Below are 20,346 nucleotides of genomic sequence, written 5' to 3' on the forward strand. Positions count from 1 at the left end.
CTTTTTTGTGTAAGTTTGCAAACCTCTTTGTAAAAATCAATGAATAAAAATCTCATCAATTCCATTGTAGCCTTTATAGGTTATTTTTTGTTTCACGTATTTGTGGCACGCAAAATGTATTTAGGAGGCGTGGCTTTCAATTATGTGTATGTGGGCTATTTGCTTACGCTCAATCCGTCTATTACCAAAAGTCAGTCTTTGTTAGTAGCATTTGCAATGGGCTTACTCATAGATTGGTTTGAATACTCTCCGGGCATACACGCTTCGGCTTGTGTGTTTTTAGCTTTTGTGCGTCCTTACTTGATAGGTTTGCTTGCGGCACGCACTCGCGTAGATGTAGAAGAAATTCGTGAAATTTCTATTCGTGAAGTAGATTTCATAAATTTTACGCTCTATGCAGGAATGCTTATACTTTTTCATCATTTTATTGTATTTTCTTTGGAGGCTTGGACGAGCAAACTTTTATGGCTTACCTTGCAGAAAACCTTTTTTAGCACTATTTTTACTTTAATTTCTGTGATTTTGGTGCAGTATTTATTCTTTTCAAGCAAACGGTAATGGAAGGGGAAAGAGGTTCAGAAAAGAGATTTGTTTTTTATGCCATTTTTGGCTTTGTAGGGCTTATTTTGCTTATCAGGCTTTTTATTATGCAGGTTTTAGAAGATAAGTATCAGGAGTCTGCCGAAGCAAATGCTATTCAGAAGCAAACGGTTTATCCTGATAGAGGCTTAATTTTTGACCGCAATGGCAAACTCATTGTCTATAACGAACCTGTGTATGATTTGATGGTTATCCCTCGTGAGGCTCGTTTGCCCGATACGATGGCATTTTGCAAGCTTTTTGGCATTAGCAAACAAGAGTTTATTGAAAAAATCAAAGCTATTCGTGCTGTTGCCCCCGAAGGTGTATTTTTTTCTCAACTTTCCAAAGTAGATTTTGCAAAGGTTCAAGAAAAATTAAGCGACTTCCCTGGTTTTTATGTTTCTCGCCGTACCGTAAGGGTCTATACCAGCGAAGCTATGGCCAATGCTTTGGGTTATATTGCAGAAATTAGTCCCGAAGAACTTAAAAAAGATAGCACACAATATTACCGACCTGGCGATTATATTGGCAAAAGTGGCATTGAAGCAAGCTATGAGTATTATTTGAGAGGAGAAAAAGGAATAAAATATCAGCTCAAAAACCGCTTTAACCAAGTAGTAGGAAGCTATCAAGACGGAAAATTAGATAAACCCGCCATTGCAGGCGAAAATTTGATTAGTAGTGTAGATATTGAACTGCAAAAATATGGCGAGATGCTAATGCAAAACAAAACAGGTGCTATTGTAGCCATTGAACCCAAAACAGGCGAGATTTTAACGCTTATTACTTCACCTTCATACAATCCAAATTTGCTTGTAGGAGCAGAGTTTAAAAAAAATTATGCTTCTATTAGTCGTAATCCCGATTTACTTTTATTCAACAGAGCTACGCAATCGGCTTATCCGCCCGGTTCTACGTTTAAGACTATTCAAGCTCTTATCGGCTTACAAAACGGCGTTTTGAACGATACGCTACAATTGCCTTGCAACTGGTCTTTGGTAAAATGCCACCCTCACCCCTATTGGACAACCCCACAAACTTCTATTCAGTATTCTTGCAATCCCTTTTATTATCAGGCTTTTCGCCGAATTGTTCATCAGAAAGGAGAAAGTTTTGAAGCCCTGCAAGAAGGCTACAAACAATGGCGAGAGCAAGTTTTGAAATTTGGCTTTGGGAGAAAATTAGGCGTAGATATTGCTGATGAAGGTTCGGGTAGTATCCCACAAGTAGAACGCTTCAACAAAATCTATAAAAATAACTGGAATTTTTCAAATATTTATTCTTTGAGCATTGGGCAAGGTGAAATGGGCGTAACCTTGCTACAAATGGCAAATTTAGCCTGCATTATTGCTAACAAGGGGTATTATTACACACCTCATTTAGTTAAAAGTATTGGTAAATCGGGTAAGCCTTTACCTCAATACCAAGTAAAACATAGTATAGGCATTGATGAAAAATACTTTGAGCCTATTATTAAAGGAATGAATGGAGCATTTAAGGCAGGCACCGTGGGACCAATGGCACAAGTCGTAAATTTGTATGCAGGTGATATTTGTGCCAAAACAGGAACCGTACAGAACCCTCACGGCGAAGATCATTCTACTTTTATTGCCTTTGCCCCTTGCGATAATCCCCAAATTGCTATTGCCGTTTATGTAGAAAATGCTGGTTTTGGTGGAATCTGGGCGGCAACAATTGCCTCATTAATGATGCAGAAATATCTCAAAGACACTACGCGTGTCAAGATTCAGCCTTGGCAGGTTGGTAGAATAGAATCTACTGAAAAAATGGTCATCGAAAAAGTTTTCAATCGTAGGGAACTGATGCGTTTGGATAGCATTCGCAAAGCCGAAAAACGCAAACAAGATAGCATCAAGGCTATTCTACGTAAAAAAGAACAAGAGGAGGAAATTTATGATGATAATCAGCTCAACCCGCAATAGCAGGAGCCCTTTCAATAATTTGGATACACTTTCTGTATTTGTGTATGTTGTATTAGTGATTTGGGGAATAATGAGTATTTATTCTGCTTCCTACAATGTAGAAAACCCCAAACCTTTTTGGGATTTTAGCACCTTTGCAGGCAAGCAGTTTGTTTTTGCAATGGCGGCAGTAGGATTGATTATTTTAGTGTTTCTGCTGGATTATCGTTTATTTGAGGATTTTGCCTATATCTTTTACATTCTTTCTATTTTTTTGCTTATTGCAGTAGTGCTTTTTGGGAAGGTTGTCAAAGGGCAACAAAATTGGATACAGATTGGTCCTATCAGTATGCAACCTACCGAATTTGCCAAATTAGGCGTTTCTTTGGCATTGGCAAGATTTTTGGGAGCACCAGGCTCAAAACTGACCGATAGAAAAATTTGGTTGGGCATAGGTATCATATGTATTATTCCAGCACTACTTATTCTCAAACAAGGCGATTATGGCTCGCTAATGGTATTTGTACTTTTAGAACTTGCTTTATACCGCGAAGGTATGCCTTTTTGGGTAATTGGCTTGCAAGTGTTAGTAGCTGTGCTTTTTATACTATCTCTGCTTATCAAGCCTGTATATTTAGCTTTTGGATTGTTTTTCCTGTTTTCTTTCATAGCGGGCATATTATTGCTGACAAGGCGTAAAATGGAGCGTTGGGACTGGATAGTGATGATAGCTAGTTTGGTTTTTGCAATGGCTTTTGTAATTTCTGTTCCCAAGATTTTTACCAAACTTAAAAAGTATCACCAAGAACGTATAATGGTTTTGCTTGATGAAGAAGCAGTTGATAAAAAAGGAGGAGCTTATTACAACTTACAACAATCTAAAATTGCCATAGGTTCGGGAGGTTTTTCGGGAAAAGGGTACTTGGAGGGAACGCAAACTAAATATGATTTCGTACCTGAACAACATAGCGATTTTATTTTTTGTACCGTTGGCGAAGAATTTGGCTGGGTGGGGAGTTTTTTGGTGGTACTGCTTTTTATGATACTGCTTTTTCGCATTGTTATCATTGCCGAAAGGCAGAAAAATCGCTTTGCTCGGATTTATGGCTATTGTGTAGCTTCTATTTTTTTTGCTCACTTCACCTTTAATCTTTCTATGACCGTCGGGCTTTTTCCTACTATTGGCGTACCCTTGCCTTTTATGAGTTATGGAGGTTCTTCTTTGTGGAGTTTTACGCTAATGCTTTTTATCTTGCTCAAATTGGATATGCACCGCAATAGGCTTTTCGCAAGAGATTAGCTTATACTAGTCTTTGCTGTAAAATATTGAGCAAATACTGCCCATAACCGCTTTTTGTAAGAGGTTCTGCAATTTTTCGTAATTGATTTTCATCAATAAAACCCATTCGGTAGGCAATTTCCTCAATACAACCAATTTTCAAGCCCTGACGCTCTTCTATTACCTGCACAAATTGCCCTGCTTGCATAAGCGAAGCGAACGTTCCCGTATCCAGCCACGCCGTTCCACGATTTAGAATTTCAACTTTGAGCTTGCCTCTGCGTAAGTATTCTTTATTCACATCAGTGATTTCGTACTCACCTCTTGCAGAAGGTTGAAGGTTTTTAGCAATCTCAATCACAGAATTATCGTAAAAATATAGCCCAGGCACGGCAAAATTAGATTTGGGTTGTTTGGGTTTTTCTTCAATAGAAATGACCTTTTTGTTTTCATCAAACTCTACTACGCCATATCTTTCGGGGTCTTGCACGTGATAGGCAAATACAATACCCCCTTCGGGATTATTGCAGTTTTGTAAAGTTTTGGAAAGACCCGCCCCGTAGAAAATATTATCTCCCAAAATAAGAGCTACTTTTTCGTTTCCGATAAATTTTTCACCTATCACAAAAGCCTGAGCCAAGCCATTAGGCACTTCCTGAACAGCATAAGAAAAACTACAACCGATTTGCGAACCATTACCCAAAAGTCGCTGAAAAAGAGGCAAATCGTGGGGGGTGGAAATAATCAGTATTTCACGGATATTTGCCATCATCAGCACCGAAAGCGGGTAGTAAATCATTGGCTTATCATACACAGGCATAAGTTGCTTACTAATTGCGAGTGTAAGCGGGTGCAAACGCGTCCCTGAACCTCCTGCTAAAATAATGCCTTTCATAGAAATCAAGTTGTTTTTTAGATGTAATTTACCCTATCAATGCTCCTGCAATGGTAGCACTCATAAATGTTGCCAAACTACCTCCCAGCAAAGCTCGCAAACCTAATCGCGAAATGTCTGACTGACGATTAGGAGCCATTCCGCCGATACCACCAATTTGGATAGCAATAGAGGAGAAATTAGCAAAACCACAAAGAGCAAAAGTAGCAATGACGATGGCTTTTGTGTCTAAAAGTCCTTCTATTTGCTTAAATTTAGCAAGTTGGTCGTAGGCGATATACTCGTTAATGGCAGTTTTTTGACCAATAAGACTGCCCACTACCAAAGATTTATCCCAATCTGTTCCCATCAGCCAAGCCACAGGTTGCCCAAGCAGTCCGAAAAGATATTGCAAAGATAATTCTTTGAACACGCCATTTGTACTTGTAGCTACCCAAAAGTTTAAATCGGTAATTTTACCAATCCAGCCCAAAAATCCATTGAGCAAAGCTACAATAGCAATAAAAGCAATAAGCATACCTCCTACATTCAAGGCAAGTTTTAAGCCATCGGCGGCACCTGTGGCTATGGCATCAATAATATTTACTCCCAAACTTTCTTTGGAGACTTGCAGGCGAGTATCAATCTCTTCGGTTTCGGGGTAAAGGATTTTAGACATTACCAAAGCCGCAGGAGCGTTCATAATAGAGGCTGTAAGAAAATAAGAAGCGAACTGAGCTTCTACTTCGGGATTTCCACCACCAAGCATACTGATATACGAAGCCATCACACTGCCCGCAAGTGTTGCCATTCCGCCTGTCATTAGGCAATTGAGTTCAGATTTTGTCATATTCGCAACAAAGGGCTTTACAAGCAATGGGGCTTCTGTTTGTCCTAAAAAAATATTTCCCGCCGCCGAAAGACTTTCCGCACCTGAAAGCCTCATAGTTTTAGACATTACCCAAGCAATTGCATACACTACTTTTTGCAAAATACCCAAATAATAAAGCCCCGCCGTTACCGCCGAAAAAAATACAATGATAGGTAGCACCTGAAAGGCAAACACAAAACCAATCGGCTCGGTAATTAAACCTAATTTTCCAAACAAAAATTGCGTTCCTTCGCGTGTGTAACTGATAAAAATGGTAAAACCCACACCAATACTTTTGAAAATATCGGCAAACCAAGATACTTTAAGCACTAATACGCCAATAATTAGCTGTAAAACAATGCCTGTAAGCACTAATTTTTTATCTATTGCTTTACGATTTTTGGAAAGAAGCCAAGCAACCCCCACAAAAATGGTAATGCCTAAAATAGCTCGCAGATATTCCATTGTGCAGATTTTTGTTTGCCCAAAGGTAAGCAAGAAAATGCAAATGCAAAAATTTTGAAAAAATTTTAGCTTAAATGAACTTTTCTTTTCTGAAAATAGTTCTGCGTTTAGAACATAATCTGGGGATGACCGGTCTTGACAGGCTGAGTTGCCGGGTTGTGTAAGCACGCCGAGAAATGGAAGTGTTCTCGTCAAAACTCCTTCCGAACAATAACTGGCGAATCTAACTTCGCTCTTGCTGCTTAATCTGGATAGATAAGTAGCTTGCACCCCTGCCGCAATTGGCTCTGCTTTGTGGCGTATAGGGGTGTCGAAATCGCAGAGCTGGTGTGTGTAAGCTACGATACACATACGAGACTCCAAGTAGCTAAGATGCAGGCATAGGTTTGTGTTGTACCTACCTGCCTCCGAAAATCAAACAACACTAAGCGTGTAGAAGACAACCGAGAACCTTCTCTGGACGAGGGTTCAAATCCCTCCATCTCCACTAAAAGCCTCAAAAATAACAAATTTGAGGCTTTTTTATGAAAAAAGAAAATATGGAACAGAATCAAATAATTCTGATAGATAAACCTTACGGATGGACTTCCTTTCAAACCCTTAAAAAAGTAAAATATCTCTTAAAAGTTGCTAAAATAGGACACGCTGGCACATTAGACCCCCTTGCTACGGGTTTGCTCATACTTTGTACAGGTCAAAAAACGAAAGAAATATCCTTGTACCAAGCCCAAGAAAAAGAATATACAGGAACACTCGTTTTGGGTAAAACCACCCCTTCCATAGATTTAGAAACAGAGTTTGATTCTGAAAAAGATACAAGCCGTCTGAAAGCCCAAGATGTAGAGGATATTTTGCCCAAATTTTTGGGCGAAATAGAACAAGTACCTCCTATCTATTCAGCAGTAAAAAAAGATGGTAAGCGTTTGTATGAACTTGCTCGTAAAGGGAAAACCACCGAAATTGAACCCAAAAAAATTCATATTTACGAATTGGAAATAACTAACCTTCAAAATTTCCCTGAAATAGATTTTCGGGTAGTTTGCTCAAAAGGGACGTATATTCGCAGTTTAGTAAGAGATATCGGTGAAAGTTTAGGAGTGGGAGCTTATCTAAAAAGTCTTTGCCGCACGCGTATAGGGGGATTTCGTTTAGAAAATGCTTGGAAAATTTCTGATTTAGAAACTCATTACAGAATGAACAAAAAAGGCGAATAAATATTAGCCTTTCAGCGTTTATAGTTAAGCATATTTAACTATAACTAAAAAGTTGAAAACTTGCATCAATAAGAGCAGTTTAATGGCATTTTTTTTTGGTGGGAAATTATGCTTTGGAGAATTTTTTCTATCTTGAAGGCACAAAATCAAAAAAATGAGAATACTCTGTGCTTTTACTTATACGCTGACCTTATTTCCCCTTCTGCTCTCTGCCCAAAATCGTATGGGTTGCAAAATAGATACTGCCTTGTACTACCAAAATGTACTGCCTGCTTACAATATTCTGCGAGGAGATGAAAACTTGCCTAAAAGTATCAGTCTGAAAAACTTTTGTCCTACCCCTCGCAATCAGGGCGAATATGGTACTTGTGTCGCTTGGACAAGTGCCTATTATGCCCGAACTATTATGCTGGCTCAAAATTATGAGTGGAACAAAAAAGAAATAGAGAGCAAAGCGGGTTCACCTTTTTTTGTATATGAACATATCAAATCTTACAGCGACAAAAAGTGCCAAGAAGGTACAGGACTGATTATAGCATTAGAAGGACTCAAACAATATGGAACATTGCCTTTTGAAGAGTTTTCTCAGAAATGTGGTCAGAAAATCCTTGCAGAACACTATCCCAAAGCAGAATTTTACAAAATAGGCGAATACAGAAGGCTTTTTTTGGCAAACAGCAAAGATAAAATTTTGCCTATCAAGAAAGCCTTATCACAAAAAAAGCCTGTTGTTATTGGTTTATATTGCTATTTCAAGAGTTTTATCCACACCAAAGATAGCCTTTGGAAACCTACTGAATCAGAACTCAATACTTTGGATTTTAACGAAAATGGACACGCCCTATGTTTGGTAGGTTACAATGATGAAATTCAAGCCTTTGAAGCTGTTAATAGTTGGGGCGAAAAATGGGCAAATAAAGGATTTATTTGGATACCCTACAAAGTTCTTGAAAAAGTATGCTTTGAGGCTTACGAAATGTACGAAAATAATGACCCAAAAACACACATCGCAGGCGAAATCAAATTGCAACTTGCCATAGGGCAGGAAATTCCTGTTCGCCTGAAAGATGGTTTTTACGAAAGCAATCAAATTTTTCAGACAGGTACTTTGCTCAAACTTTCGGTAGCCAACCAAGAACCTGTTTTTTTGTATGCTTTCAGTGTAGATAATCGGGGCAATCTGACACGAATTTTTCCAACAGATTTCGCAAGTTCGCCCCTGCTTTTTCCTTTTGGGCATTTGAGCCTTCCTGATGAGAAGCACTATTTACAGCTCTCTTCACAATCGGCTACGGATTACATTTGCGTACTTTACAGCAAAGAAAAACTCCATTGGCAATCTTTCATTGAACAATTTACGGCATTAAAAGGAAACTTGCTTGAACGCCTGCAAAAAATTTTAGCAGGAAAGCTAATTCCTTTTCAAGAAATCAATTTTCAAGATATTGAAAAAATTAAATTCGGAGCCAAAACCCTGAAAGGCACGATATTACCTATTATCATTGCTATCCCAAAGAAAACTTAGTACCTTTTACCTTAAATTTCTGTTTGAGCAGGGCTATTTTTTCTTCAATTTCTTCAAAGTTTTCACCCAAAATAGTGAAATGTCCCATTTTTCTACCTGCTTTGGTAAGCCTTTTGTTGTAAAGATGTAAATATACCTTTGGTACTGCCAAAATGTCCGATAAACCCTCGTAAATAGCTTCTCCTTCGTAGCCCTTTTCTCCTAAAATATTGAGCATACCTGCTCTGGTATGCAACTGCGGATTTCCCAAAGGTAGCCCTGAAATGGATCTGAGATGTTGGTCGTATTGAGAGCAAAAGGCCGCTTCAATAGTATGATGACCACTATTATGAGGGCGTGGGGCAAGTTCATTGATAAGCAAATTATTGTTTTCGTCCAAAAACATTTCTACTGCCAAAATGCCTGTCATTTGTAATTTTTCAATTACTTTATGAGCTAAATCTTGGGCTTCTTGGGCTTTCTGTTTGCTTATACGAGCAGGGGCGAGCAGATAATCCACTAAGTTGAGCTTTTTATCAAAAACCATTTCAACAGGCTCATACACGGCTATTCCTGTGTGGTTACGAGCGACAATTACTGAAATTTCCTTTTGTACCGAAACTTTTTTTTCCAACAGACTTTTTGCCGTAAAAGCCTTATTTAAATCTTTTTCATTTTCAAGCAATTGTACGCCTCTGCCATCGTACCCTCCTTTGGCAAGTTTCTGAAAGGCAGGCAGAAAATCTGCATATTTATACAAATCTTGGTGATTTTCTACAATTACAAAATCAGCAGTGGGTAAATGGTTTTCTTTGAAAAATTGCTTTTGCAAGCATTTGTCGGCAATGAGTTCTAAAACACGAGGTTCAGGAAAAACTCTAATTCCTTCCTTTTCCAATACTTTCAAGGCATCAATATTCACATTTTCAATTTCTACGCTTACAATATTCATTTCTTTTCCAAAATCATAGACCGCCTGAAAATCCCGAATATCCCCCTGATGAAAAAAAGGAGTAACTTTCGCACAAGAGGCAGAAACATCTTTTTCTAAAATATGCACCTCAAAAGGATAAGAAAAAGCATTTTGCAAAAACATTTGCCCCAACTGCCCCCCACCCAATATACCAATACGTAAATTCATATATTTTTTTTGAGGACAAAAGTATAAAAATTATGTACTGAAAGGCTATTTCTGAAAAAAATCTGAAAAAAGTTTGGTAGTTTTTGAGAAAAAAATTACATTACGCAAAAAATCTAATGTTATGGATATTGCCAAAACCCTCCAAAAAATTGCAGATGAACTCGGCGGCAGTTTTACCGAGTATTCGGATAACAACCTTATCGTAACCGTTCCTACCAGTGATGGCAGGTTTCAGGGCATTACGACCTATATCCTTGAACACGAAGGCAAAAAGGTACTTGAAATTGCTTCAAGAGTTTGCGATGAAAACCACGAAGGTATTGATTACAAAAAACTCTTGAAAATGAACCAAGACCTTACTTACTCTAAAATTGTAATTTTTGATGGCTACATTCAACTTGCCGCAGAAGTTTTGGTAGAACACACTAACGAAGTAATTCTCAAAGATATAGTGGAAGAGGTCGGACATACCGCCGATAAAATTGAATTTGAACTAACAGGTAAGGATATTCATTGAAAAAATATCTTTTTGACTTACAAAAAGCCTTTCACCGAGCTTGTGAAAGGCTTTTTGTTTGATTTTTTATGCAAAAAGTTAAACAAAAAATTTTTTATCAGGTTTAATAGCTACCAAAAGTAAATTTTTAGCACGCTTTTTGAAAGATTTTGGTCAAAAATTTGTTATTCTTTTGTCGAATTTTTTGAAAAATGAAAATTAAAGTTTGTCGGAAAGAGCATTTCAACGCCGCACATCGCTTGCATAACCCCGCTTGGGACGAAACCACCAACCAAAAAGTTTTTGGAAAGTGTAACAACCCATATTTTCACGGACACAACTACGAGCTAATTGTTGAAGTAGTTGGTGAAATCAACCCTGAAACAGGCTACGTAATGGATATGAAAGAACTTTCCGATATTATCAAAACCCACGTAACCGAACGTTTTGACCACAAAAACCTAAATCTTGAAATAGATGAATTCCGTAACCTTAACCCAACCGCAGAAAATATTGCTGTGGTTATTTGGAATATTTTAAGAAAACAAATCAACTCCCAATACGAACTCAAAATTAAGCTGTATGAAACCGAACGAAACTTCGTTGAATACCCTGCCTAATGCTTGGCAAATGATAGAAGAAATAGGTGAAAACCATTTTTCAAGCAATCTGGATACCCCACTGCGTGATGATGCTTTTGAAATAGACGATGATTTGAAAATTGAACTCATTGAAAAGCATTTCCGAGAAATTATGCACATTTTAGGTTTAGACCTTACAGATGATAGTCTGAAAGGTACGCCCCATAGGGTTGCTAAAATGTATGTCAAAGAAATTTTCAGCGGTCTTAATCCAGCTAATAAGCCCAAAATTTCGCTTTTTGAAAATAAATATGAGTATAATCAAATGCTTGTAGAAAAAGATATTATTGTGTATTCGTATTGTGAGCATCATTTTGTACCTATTGTAGGCAAGGCTCACGTAGCATACATTTCCAAAGGGCAAGTGATAGGTCTTTCCAAACTCAATCGGATAGTGCAATATTACGCCCGCCGTCCGCAGGTACAAGAACGTATGACTATGCAGATTGGTAAAGAGTTGCAAGAAGTTCTGCAAACCGAAGATGTTGCCATAGTTGTTGATGCCAAGCACCTGTGCGTTTCTTCAAGAGGGGTTCAAGATGTTTGTAGTTCAACTATTACTGCTTTTTACGAAGGAAAATTCAGGGAAGAGGCTACTAAAAATGAATTTCTGAAATACCTCTCACTTTCTACGGAATATGGCATTTAATCTTAACCCCTGATTTTTCAGGGGTTTTGCTTTTCCATAAAATTATTCGTATCTTTGCACCGCTTTTGCGTTTCAGTTTGCAAGCACTAACCTGTACGCAAAAGTTTTGTTTCACCACAAAACTTGCAAAAATGGTATTTGTTTGTAGAAAAGAACATTTCAACGCCGCTCACAGGCTTTTCAATCCTTCTTGGAGCAAGGAAAAAAACGAGGAGGTCTTTGGTATTTGTGCCAATGAACATTACCACGGACATAATTTTGAGCTTATTGTGATTGTAAAAGGCACTCCTGATGAGGATACAGGTTGCGTTATTGACCTCAAAAAGCTCTCTAAACTTATCCATAGTGAAGTTATTGAAAAATTAGACCACAAAAATATTAACTTGGAAGTAGATTTTATGCAGGGAAAAATTCCCAGTTGCGAAAATTTGGTAGTTGCTATTTGGGAAATTCTTGCCCCCAAAATTGCAGATATTGCCTACGACCCGCACGCCCGTTTGCACTGCATTCGCTTGTTTGAAACACAAAATAATTTCGTGGAATATTACGGCGAATGGTAGCCATTGGAAAAATGATAATTTATTAAGCCTTCCATAGGGCTTTTGAGAATTCTGCCGAGTTTCCAACCTCGCTTTTGCAGACATTCTTGCAATAAATGCTCAAATACAACCGCAATAGAACCTACAAAGTGGATAGGTAATTGCTCTACTTGGGGCAATTTGCCTACGTATTTTATGAGAAACTCCTCAAAACCTTTGTAGAGTAAGTTTTCTATAAAAGGGTGTTTGGCATTTTGTAGAGCAAAAGGAGCAAAAGAAGCAAAATAACGATTGGGAAAAGGTTTTTGATAAGCATTTTCTAATATATCTGCCACATCTATTAAGTAGGTTTGTTTCAATTTTTGATATAAATCGGCGGGCATTTCTTGGTGCAAGAAGGCTTTGAGAAGTTTTTTACCGATATATCCTCCGCTACCTTCATCACCGAGCCAAAAGCCTAAATTGATTGGTTGAGCTGTAATCTGAAAACCATCAAAGACACAAGCATTTGAGCCTGTGCCTAAAATGCAAGCAATCCCTGCATTTCTGCCGCATAAAGCCCTTGCCGCCGCCAAAAGGTCGTGTTCTACAACTATTTGAGCATTTGGAAAAACTTTATGCAAAGCGAAATTTAAAATTTGTTTTTTTTCATCAGTAGAACAACCTGCCCCATAAAAAAATATTTTAGCAACCTCTTGCTCGCTTACGTGTGGGGCTACATTTGCCCAAATTTCTTCAATGATTTGCTCGGCTGTCCAAAAATAAGGATTGATACCTATGCTTTGAAATTGCTCTTGAAGTTGGTTTTGGCTCAATATCGCCCAATCGGTTTTAGATGAGCCACTATCGGCAATAAGATAAATCATTGTACGTTATGATAAAAATCAGTAGGTTTTTTACCTGAAAAATTTGTATTTTTCCGTGAAAATAGTATATTTGTAGTTCCGAAACAACGTTCATCATTAAAATTTTATACAAGTATGCTTCCCAAAATGCGTCAGGAATACGAAAAATACACCGAAGAAGATTTTGAGGTGTGGAAAATCCTTTTTGAAAGGCAAATGAAAAACTTGCCGGGCAAAGCTACCCAAGAATATTTAGACGGCATAGAGCGTGTAGGCTTTGTAGCAGACCGTATCCCCAACTTTGATGAAGTAAATGAACGGCTCAAAAAGTACACAGGCTGGCGAATTTATGTAGTACCTGGGCTTCTGCCCAATAAAGAATTTTTCGAACTGATGAAGGACGGCAATTTTTGTGCTACCACTTGGTTACGCAAAAAAAGCCAATTAGATTACCTTCAAGAGCCTGATATGTTTCACGACGTATTTGGGCACGTGCCACTGCTTACCAACCAAGACTTATGCAATTTTTTGGTAGATTTGAGCAAAATCGCCTTGCAATACATTGAAAGTGAAATTGCCATTGAACTCATTGCTCGCTTGTATTGGTACACCGTAGAGTTTGGTCTTATCAATGAGCCGCAAGGTTTGCGAATTTACGGAGCAGGGATTCTTTCATCAAGCGGCGAATCGGATTATTCCTTATTTAGCGATATACCGCAACGTGTTCCATTTAATGTTGCCGAAATTTTAGACACTCCCTACATCAAAGACCGCTATCAGTCCAAATACTTCGTGATAGATTCTTTTGAGCAATTGTATTCATCGGTGCCTGAGATAGCTCGTTTGGTAGGGAAAGCTGTTGCCGAAAACTGGGAAGTAGTGATTTCCTAAACATTAGCCTTGCAGGCAAAGTTTTGCACCTTCGGATTTTCCGTTGTATATTTGCAGAAAGAATGCAAATCAATGGAGAATTGTCAGGTCTTTGAGTTTGCGAATGGTATTCGCTTCGTTCATAAACAAGTGCCTTATATCCGAGCCAGTTACGTAGGCTTTGTTTTAGATGTCGGTAGCCGTAATGAAACAGCCAAACAAGCAGGTTTGGCTCATTTTTGGGAGCATTTGGCTTTCAAAGGCACACGCAGACGCTCTGCAAGGCAAATAATCAATACACTGGAAAACGTAGGCGGCGAACTAAATGCCTATACCACCAAAGAAAAAATCTGCTTTTACGCCGCCTCCCTTGATAAACATTACGAAAAGGCAATCAATTTGCTGACAGATATTACTTTTAACTCTATTTTTCCCGAAAGGCAAATTGAAGTAGAGCGTGGCGTGATTTTAGAAGAAATCGCTATGTACAAAGATTCTCCTGATGAGTCTTTGCAAGATGATTTTGATGCTATTCTTTTTGGCTCTCACCCCTTGGGACACAATATTTTAGGCGAACCTGAAACCGTTGCTCATTTCCACAAGCAAGATTTTGAGGAGTTTTTCCGTAGCAATGCCGATACCTCTAAAATAGTGCTTTCTTCTATCAGTAATTTGCCTTTTAATAAAGCACTTGCCATAGCCGAAAAATATCTAAAAGCAATTCCTACGCTCAAAGCCACTCACAAGAGAGTGCATTTCAAGCATTACAAGCCTTCGCAGAAAACCATTTACAAGCCTATTTCGCAAGCACATCACGCTATCGGCTGTACGGCATATTCGCTCAACGACAAAAAAAGAGTGCCTTTTTTTATGCTCAATAACATTCTGGGCGGTCCTTCTATGAATACACGCCTTAATATGGCTTTGCGAGAAAAAAACGGCTTGGTATATGGTATTGAAGCCTCTTACATTCCCTACACCGATACAGGCGAATGGGGCATTTATTTCGCTACCGACCTGAAAAACCTTGCCAAAGCTCAAACGCTCATTTACAAGGAAATCCGAAAACTCAAAGAGCAGAAATTAAGCCACTTACAACTGCATACCGCCAAACAGCAACTTATGGGGCAAATTGCCCTTGCCGAAGAAAATTTTATGAACCTGATGCTGGTGCTTGGCAAAAGCCTTTTGGATACAAGAAAAATTGAAAGTTTGCAAGAGATTTTCAAAAAAATAGAAGCAATTTCCGCCGAAGATATTTGGGAAGTCGCCAACGAAATTTTTGATGAAAGCCAGTTTTCTACGCTTACCTATTTGCCCGAAGGTGAATGAAAAAAGTCATTTTCATAACACTTCTGCTTGTGTGGCTTCCGTTTTTGTTGCTTACGGATATTTTCCCTTTTTTGCGTTTTGGAATGTTTGCTGAACCTGTACATTCTGTCAGGCAAGAATTCTTTGAAATTTATACCCTTGAAAATGGCAAACTTCGTAAATTCAATACCTACCTTTGGGGTATTGATGAAGGTGTTTTTCATTATCTTGTTCGTAAATATTACTACCAAAACCGAATGAATGAGTTTTGGGAAAAAATTTGCCTCACACACCGAAAGCTCTACCCCGATAATTTACCTCAAACTTGGCAACTTTACCAAATTACTCTCTTAAATGGAACAAAAGAAAAAAAACGAATAGCTACGTATGCCGAATGTAAGCCCTAAATGGAAATTGCTTGTGGCAGTATTTCTCATAGAAATTGTAGCGGTAGCTATTTTTTATGGTTATTTTCGCAACGAAATTATTGCTCTCTATCAGGGTAAAGAAAGCATTTGGGCAGGTGTAGTAGAAACTCTATATCCTCGTTTTTTTACTGAAAAATATCGCTTTTCCGTAGATTTTTTCCTGCAAAAAAGCGAACAGGTTTTATGGCGTGTAGTGGCTATCAGTTGGATAGCCATAGGAATATACTTTTGGGCGAAAATAAAAGGTTTTTATGAAAAATTTTGGCAAACAAATACTACATATCATAGAGTAAAATTTTTACAGATTTTTTTGCTTTTAGGTTGGCTCTACGAAAGTATGACTTGGTATAAAAGTTTGCTTCGGCTTTCGCAGGCAAGTGTTTTTTATGAACCTCACTTACTTTTCAGATATTTGCCCTTTCCTTCGCAAGAAATTATCTTCTATGTTTTTGCTTTGTTGTATGCTTTGAGTTTATTGAGCTTTTTACCAAAGTATGGCTATATTTTTTGGTTTTTAACAAGCATTCAAATTATCGTTTTTCAATCTTTTTTATATGGTTTTGGCAAATTAGACCATACCTACGCTACTTGGACGTATGTAAGCGTTTTGTTCGGCTTTCTTTTGCGAGAGGCAGAAAAAGTGAAAAAAGGAGATTTTGTAAATGCTTGGGCTTTAAGACTTATGCAAGTAGTGGTGGCATCGGTATATTTGCAAGTTGCTTTGGAAAAATTACTTATTTCAGGTTGGCAATGGTTTATGCCTGAAACAATGCAAACACACTTATTTTCTCACCCCACTCCTTTGGGGCTATGGATAGCTCAATATCCGATTTTGTGTACTTCTTTGAGTATGCTTGCTGTATTGTGGCAACTTTCTTTTGCTCTGATTTTGTTCTTTCCTTCTCTGAAAGTTCCTATTCTGCTTGGAGGAGTGCTTTTTCACACATTTACTTTTATTCTGATGAATGTAGGAGGTTTCCCTTCCTATTGGTTTTTGGTGTATGTAATTTGGTTTTTAGAAATAAAAAAACTTCCCGAAAATTGATTTTCGGGAAGTTGGGTGATAGCTTATTTATGCAAATCAAACCTATCAAGGTTCATTACTTTGTTCCAAACTTTTACGAAATCTCTCACAAATTTTTCTTTGTTATCGTTGCAAGCATACACTTCTGCCAAAGCACGCAATTCGGAGTTTGAGCCAAAGATTAAATCTACCCGAGTAGCTTTCCATTTGGTTTCACCTGTTTTGCGGTCTTTGCCTACAAAAGTGTATTTATGTTCGTCAGTGGCTTTCCACTCGGTACTCATATCCAGCAGATTTACAAAGAAATCATTGGTGAGTGTTTCAGGATTTTTGGTAAATACGCCATAATCCGAGCCATCGTAGTTAGCTTTTAGCACACGCAAGCCACCCACAAGAACAGTCATTTCAGGAGCGGTAAGTGTGAGCAGTTGAGCTTTATCTACGAGCAGGTGTTCTGCGGGAACAGCAGATTTGCCCTTGATATAATTTCTGAAACCATCGGCGTAAGGTTCAAGCACGGCAAATGATTCTACATCAGTTTGCTCTTGGCTTGCATCCATACGACCAGGGGTGAAAGGTACTTCAATATTGTAACCAGCCTTTTGAACGGCTTTTTCCACAGCGGCACAGCCTCCAAGCACAATTAGGTCGGCAAGAGAAATCTTTTTACCATCGGTTTGGCTTTCGTTAAATTCTTTTTGGATTTTTTCTAAAACTTCCAACACTTTACTTAATTGCTGAGGATTATTTACTTGCCAATATTTTTGAGGGGCAAGACGAATACGAGCTCCATTCGCTCCACCGCGTTTATCAGAATCGCGATAAGTAGAAGCCGAAGCCCAAGCCGTAGAAACGAGTTCGGAAATGCTCAATCCACTATTAAGGATTTTAGCTTTAAGATTAGCAATATCGTTGGCATCTACAAGTTTGTGATTGCAAGCAGGGATAGGGTCTTGCCAAATGAGTTCTTCAGCAGGCACTTCTTTGCCAATGTAGCGAGTTTTAGGACCCATATCACGATGCGTGAGCTTGTACCAAGCACGAGCAAAAGCATCGGCAAATTCATTGGGATTTTCGTAGAAACGGCGAGAAATTTTTTCGTAAATAGGGTCAAAACGCAAAGAAAGGTCAGTAGTGAGCATTGTAGGTTTATGGAATTTGCCGGGTATATGAGCATCGGGAATAGTTGCTTCTGCATTTTTAGCTACCCACTGCCAAGCACCCGCAGGGCTTTTGGTTAGTTCCCACTCATATTCAAAAAGATGCTTGAAATAGTCGTGGCTCCATTGGGCGGGCGTTCTTGTCCAAGTAACTTCCAAACCACTGGTAATGGTATCAGCTCCTTTGCCCGAGCCGAACTTACTTATCCAACCGAAACCTTGTGCTTCTACATCTTCACCTTCGGGATTTACGCCCAAAAGTGCCGCATCGCCTGCTCCGTGTGCTTTTCCGAAGGTATGCCCGCCTGCAATGAGAGCTACGGTTTCTTCGTCGTTCATTGCCATTCTACCAAAAGTTTCTCTAATATCTTTGGCGGCGGCAATGGGGTCAGGGTTGGCATTGGGTCCTTCGGGATTTACGTAAATTAAACCCATTTGCACGGCGGCAAGAGGATTATCCAGTTCTCTATTGCCAAAATAACGGGTATTATCAGCAAGCCATTCGGTTTCTGCACCCCAATAGATGCTCTCATCAGGCTCCCACACGTCTTCGCGTCCTCCTGAAAAGCCAAAAGTTTTGAAGCCCATAGATTCAAGAGCTACGTTTCCTGCAAGAATCATCAAATCTGCCCAAGAGATTTTGTTGCCATATTTTTGCTTGATAGGCCAAAGCAAACGGCGAGCTTTGTCCAGGTTTGCGTTATCAGGCCAGCTATTGAGCGGTGCGAAGCGTTGCAAACCTTTGCCAGCCCCTCCTCTGCCGTCGCCGATACGATAAGTACCCGCGGCGTGCCAAGCCATACGAATAAAGAAAGGTCCGTAATGTCCAAAATCAGCGGGCCACCAATCTTGCGAGTCGGTCATTAGGGCGTGTAAGTCTTTTTTCAGAGCATCGTAATCCAAAGAAAGAAAGGCTTTGCGATAGTCAAAATCTTTATCCATAGGATTAGTTAGCTCCGAATGTTGTCTTAGCATATCCAACCTTAGGCGGTTGGGCCACCAATCTTGGTTTTTAGTACCACCAAAAGTTGCCCCATTTTTCAAAGATAAGCCTGTAAAGGGACATTTTCCGTTACCATTTGATAGATGTTCCATAAACTTCGTTGTTTTTTTGACAAAGTTGCGTAAAAAAAATTATTAAGCAAAACGATAGTTTCTATAAAAGTTATAGAAAAAAATTATATCAATTACAGAATTCATAGATGAATTGTTGGTAATTTTTGTAGTTCTTTTCCTCTGTTTCCATTGATTTTCCCTATCCATTGCCTTATGCCTTTATAGCCATTGCTTTCAAAAAGCAGTTCTTGCGAAAAAGGCAAAGCAAAAGTTTCAGGCAAAGTATTCACGCCACCTGCGGGAATTTTGGCTTTGTGCAAAGCATCTAATAGTTTTTCTTTTTGCCATTCGGCGATTTTTTCTTGCAGAATAGGAAGCAGTTTTTCTGCATTTTTTACCCGTTGGGCGTTAGTGGCAAAATTTTCATTTTCAGCCATTTCAGGAATTCCTAAAATGCTACAAAGTTGGGCAAATTGTTTATCTGTCCCCACTGCAAGTGTGATAAGTTTTTGGTCTTGGGTAGTAAAAATAGTGCCATACGGCACAATATTAGGGTGCTGACTGCCCATTCTTTGAGGAATATGCCCTGCATTAAGCCAATTACTTGCCTGATTGACCAGTGCCGAAACTGCCGAGTCAAATAAACTTACTTCCACATAGCTTCCTCTACCTGTACGCTCACGCTGTAAAAGAGCGAGCAAAATTCCTTGTTTAAGCTGATGACCCGCAAGTACATCAATTAGGGCTACAGGCATTTTGGTAGGGGGGCTATCGGGTTCGCCATTCATATACATAAAACCCGCCTCCGCCTGAATTATGGCATCATAGCCTACTTTATCATAGGCATTGCCATAACCTGTAATATGTCCGTAAATAATTGCAGGATTTATTTTTTGCAAATCGGTATAAGAAACCTTTAACTTTTCGGCATCGCCGGGCTTATAGCTTGCAATTACAATATCTGCTTGTTTTACCAAATCGTATAACTGATTAAAGTCAGAGGGGTTTTGTAAATTCCAAAATACGCTGGTTTTGCCCCAATTCACCGAAGCAAAATACGCCGAAATACCATTTTGCACTTGCTCACCTTTTATTTGCCAAGAACGAGTAACATCTCCTTGCGTGGCAGGGTTTTCTACCTTGATAACTTCAGCTCCTAATTCTGCCAAAAATTGCCCCACGCTGGGTCCTGCGAGTACCGAAGCCAGTTCAATCACTTTACAATTTTCCAATAAAAGCATTTTTTTAATTTTTAGGGGATAAAAATAAAGTTTTAGCCTCAAAACTTTGGATTTTTCTTGTAAAAACCTTTTCTTACTTGCTCAAAAATCCCAAAATTATGCAAATTAACGTGAATTATAAGTCTAACTTATTGTTTTCAAGGGATTTAAATAAAAAAACTTAGGGTAATTGAAAAAATGATTAACTTTGAGTTGTACTTTTTAAATATTTAATCATATGAGTCAATTACCTCT

19 protein-coding genes and 1 other RNA gene are annotated in these 20,346 nt (G+C 38.7%); 14 read left to right on the forward strand and 6 right to left on the reverse strand.

The annotated features are described in order from the left end of the window. Positions 1-39: 39 nt before the first annotated feature. The 3 genes from Rain11_RS07965 to rodA are packed head-to-tail and all read left to right on the forward strand — an operon-like array spanning position 40 to position 3,804. Positions 40-558, forward strand: a complete 519-nt coding sequence (locus tag Rain11_RS07965) for a hypothetical protein (RefSeq protein WP_101358826.1) — start codon at positions 40-42, stop codon at positions 556-558. Continuing rightward, the gene (locus tag Rain11_RS07970; protein ID WP_101358827.1) at positions 558-2,525 is read left to right on the forward strand and encodes a penicillin-binding transpeptidase domain-containing protein; all 1,968 of its coding nucleotides are present in this window, start codon (positions 558-560) and stop codon (positions 2,523-2,525) included. The genes Rain11_RS07965 and Rain11_RS07970 overlap by 1 nt, the downstream gene beginning before the upstream one ends. Continuing rightward, on the forward strand, positions 2,497-3,804 hold the full coding sequence (gene rodA, locus Rain11_RS07975; protein ID WP_101358828.1) for a rod shape-determining protein RodA: 1,308 nt from the start codon (positions 2,497-2,499) through the stop codon (positions 3,802-3,804). Before Rain11_RS07970 ends, rodA begins: the two co-directional genes overlap by 29 nt. 1 nt (position 3,805) lies before the next feature. Here rodA and rfbA read toward each other — a convergent pair whose 3' ends face one another. Together rfbA and Rain11_RS07985 are read right to left on the reverse strand one after the other, a co-directional pair. Continuing rightward, the gene (gene rfbA, locus Rain11_RS07980; protein WP_101358829.1) at positions 3,806-4,678 is read right to left on the reverse strand and encodes a glucose-1-phosphate thymidylyltransferase RfbA; all 873 of its coding nucleotides are present in this window, start codon (positions 4,676-4,678) and stop codon (positions 3,806-3,808) included. A 28-nt stretch (positions 4,679-4,706) separates the two neighbouring features. Further along, on the reverse strand, positions 4,707-5,993 hold the full coding sequence (locus Rain11_RS07985) for a NupC/NupG family nucleoside CNT transporter (protein WP_101358830.1): 1,287 nt from the start codon (positions 5,991-5,993) through the stop codon (positions 4,707-4,709). A 121-nt stretch (positions 5,994-6,114) separates the two neighbouring features. Here Rain11_RS07985 and ssrA point away from each other — a divergent pair. The 3 genes from ssrA (at position 6,115) to Rain11_RS08000 (ending at position 8,732) form a co-directional block, all read left to right on the forward strand. Next, positions 6,115-6,483, forward strand: a transfer-messenger RNA (tmRNA) gene (gene ssrA / locus Rain11_RS07990). A 49-nt stretch (positions 6,484-6,532) separates the two neighbouring features. Further along, the gene (gene truB, locus Rain11_RS07995) at positions 6,533-7,207 is read left to right on the forward strand and encodes a tRNA pseudouridine(55) synthase TruB (RefSeq protein ID WP_243390565.1); all 675 of its coding nucleotides are present in this window, start codon (positions 6,533-6,535) and stop codon (positions 7,205-7,207) included. 154 nt (positions 7,208-7,361) lie between these two features. Beyond that, positions 7,362-8,732 (forward strand): C1 family peptidase, encoded by a 1,371-nt coding sequence (locus Rain11_RS08000; RefSeq protein ID WP_101358832.1) that lies wholly within the window; start codon positions 7,362-7,364, stop codon positions 8,730-8,732. Here the strand turns inward: Rain11_RS08000 and Rain11_RS08005 are convergent. After that, the gene (locus Rain11_RS08005; RefSeq protein ID WP_101358833.1) at positions 8,713-9,852 is read right to left on the reverse strand and encodes a 5-(carboxyamino)imidazole ribonucleotide synthase; all 1,140 of its coding nucleotides are present in this window, start codon (positions 9,850-9,852) and stop codon (positions 8,713-8,715) included. The two genes, Rain11_RS08000 and Rain11_RS08005, sit on opposite strands and share 20 nt — an antisense overlap. A gap of 121 nt (positions 9,853-9,973) precedes the next feature. On the opposite strand from Rain11_RS08005, the gene Rain11_RS08010 reads away from it, so the two are divergent. The 4 genes from Rain11_RS08010 to Rain11_RS08025 all read left to right on the forward strand — a co-directional run bounded on the left by Rain11_RS08010 (position 9,974) and on the right by Rain11_RS08025 (position 12,198). Then, positions 9,974-10,369 carry a hypothetical protein gene (locus Rain11_RS08010; protein ID WP_133121539.1) on the forward strand — a complete coding sequence of 132 codons (396 nt, stop codon included), beginning with the start codon at positions 9,974-9,976 and terminating at the stop codon, positions 10,367-10,369. A gap of 191 nt (positions 10,370-10,560) precedes the next feature. Further along, the gene (locus Rain11_RS08015) at positions 10,561-10,968 is read left to right on the forward strand and encodes a 6-pyruvoyl trahydropterin synthase family protein (protein ID WP_101358835.1); all 408 of its coding nucleotides are present in this window, start codon (positions 10,561-10,563) and stop codon (positions 10,966-10,968) included. Continuing rightward, complete coding sequence (gene folE, locus Rain11_RS08020) at positions 10,931-11,638, forward strand: GTP cyclohydrolase I FolE (RefSeq protein ID WP_101358836.1); 708 nt, start codon at positions 10,931-10,933, stop codon at positions 11,636-11,638. Before Rain11_RS08015 ends, folE begins: the two co-directional genes overlap by 38 nt. 131 nt (positions 11,639-11,769) lie before the next feature. Next, positions 11,770-12,198: a 6-pyruvoyl trahydropterin synthase family protein gene (locus Rain11_RS08025; RefSeq protein ID WP_101358837.1), complete on the forward strand. Its 429-nt coding sequence runs from the start codon at positions 11,770-11,772 to the stop codon at positions 12,196-12,198. Here the strand turns inward: Rain11_RS08025 and Rain11_RS08030 are convergent. After that, on the reverse strand, positions 12,183-13,043 hold the full coding sequence (locus Rain11_RS08030; protein ID WP_101358838.1) for an N-acetylglucosamine kinase: 861 nt from the start codon (positions 13,041-13,043) through the stop codon (positions 12,183-12,185). The two genes, Rain11_RS08025 and Rain11_RS08030, sit on opposite strands and share 16 nt — an antisense overlap. 114 nt (positions 13,044-13,157) lie before the next feature. On the opposite strand from Rain11_RS08030, the gene phhA reads away from it, so the two are divergent. From phhA to Rain11_RS08050, 4 genes are all read left to right on the forward strand, one after another. Then, positions 13,158-13,913 carry a phenylalanine 4-monooxygenase gene (gene phhA / locus Rain11_RS08035; RefSeq protein ID WP_243390566.1) on the forward strand — a complete coding sequence of 252 codons (756 nt, stop codon included), beginning with the start codon at positions 13,158-13,160 and terminating at the stop codon, positions 13,911-13,913. A gap of 72 nt (positions 13,914-13,985) precedes the next feature. Further along, entirely contained in the window at positions 13,986-15,224 is a 1,239-nt protein-coding gene (locus tag Rain11_RS08040; protein ID WP_101358839.1) for a M16 family metallopeptidase, read from the forward strand. Next, entirely contained in the window at positions 15,221-15,610 is a 390-nt protein-coding gene (locus tag Rain11_RS08045) for a hypothetical protein (RefSeq protein WP_101358840.1), read from the forward strand. Before Rain11_RS08040 ends, Rain11_RS08045 begins: the two co-directional genes overlap by 4 nt. Next, complete coding sequence (locus Rain11_RS08050) at positions 15,591-16,676, forward strand: hypothetical protein (RefSeq protein WP_101358841.1); 1,086 nt, start codon at positions 15,591-15,593, stop codon at positions 16,674-16,676. The genes Rain11_RS08045 and Rain11_RS08050 overlap by 20 nt, the downstream gene beginning before the upstream one ends. 23 nt (positions 16,677-16,699) lie before the next feature. On the opposite strand, the gene katG is transcribed toward Rain11_RS08050, so the two are convergent. Then, positions 16,700-18,910, reverse strand: a complete 2,211-nt coding sequence (gene katG / locus Rain11_RS08055; protein ID WP_101358842.1) for a catalase/peroxidase HPI — start codon at positions 18,908-18,910, stop codon at positions 16,700-16,702. 101 nt (positions 18,911-19,011) lie between these two features. Next, positions 19,012-20,112, reverse strand: coding sequence for a CaiB/BaiF CoA transferase family protein (locus Rain11_RS08060; protein ID WP_133121540.1), 1,101 nt, complete (start codon positions 20,110-20,112; stop codon positions 19,012-19,014). Positions 20,113-20,346 lie beyond the last annotated feature (234 nt).

Origin of the sequence: Raineya orbicola (assembly GCF_002843425.1) — a bacterium.
GTDB classification, from domain to species: Bacteria; Bacteroidota; Bacteroidia; order Cytophagales; family Thermonemataceae; genus Raineya; species Raineya orbicola.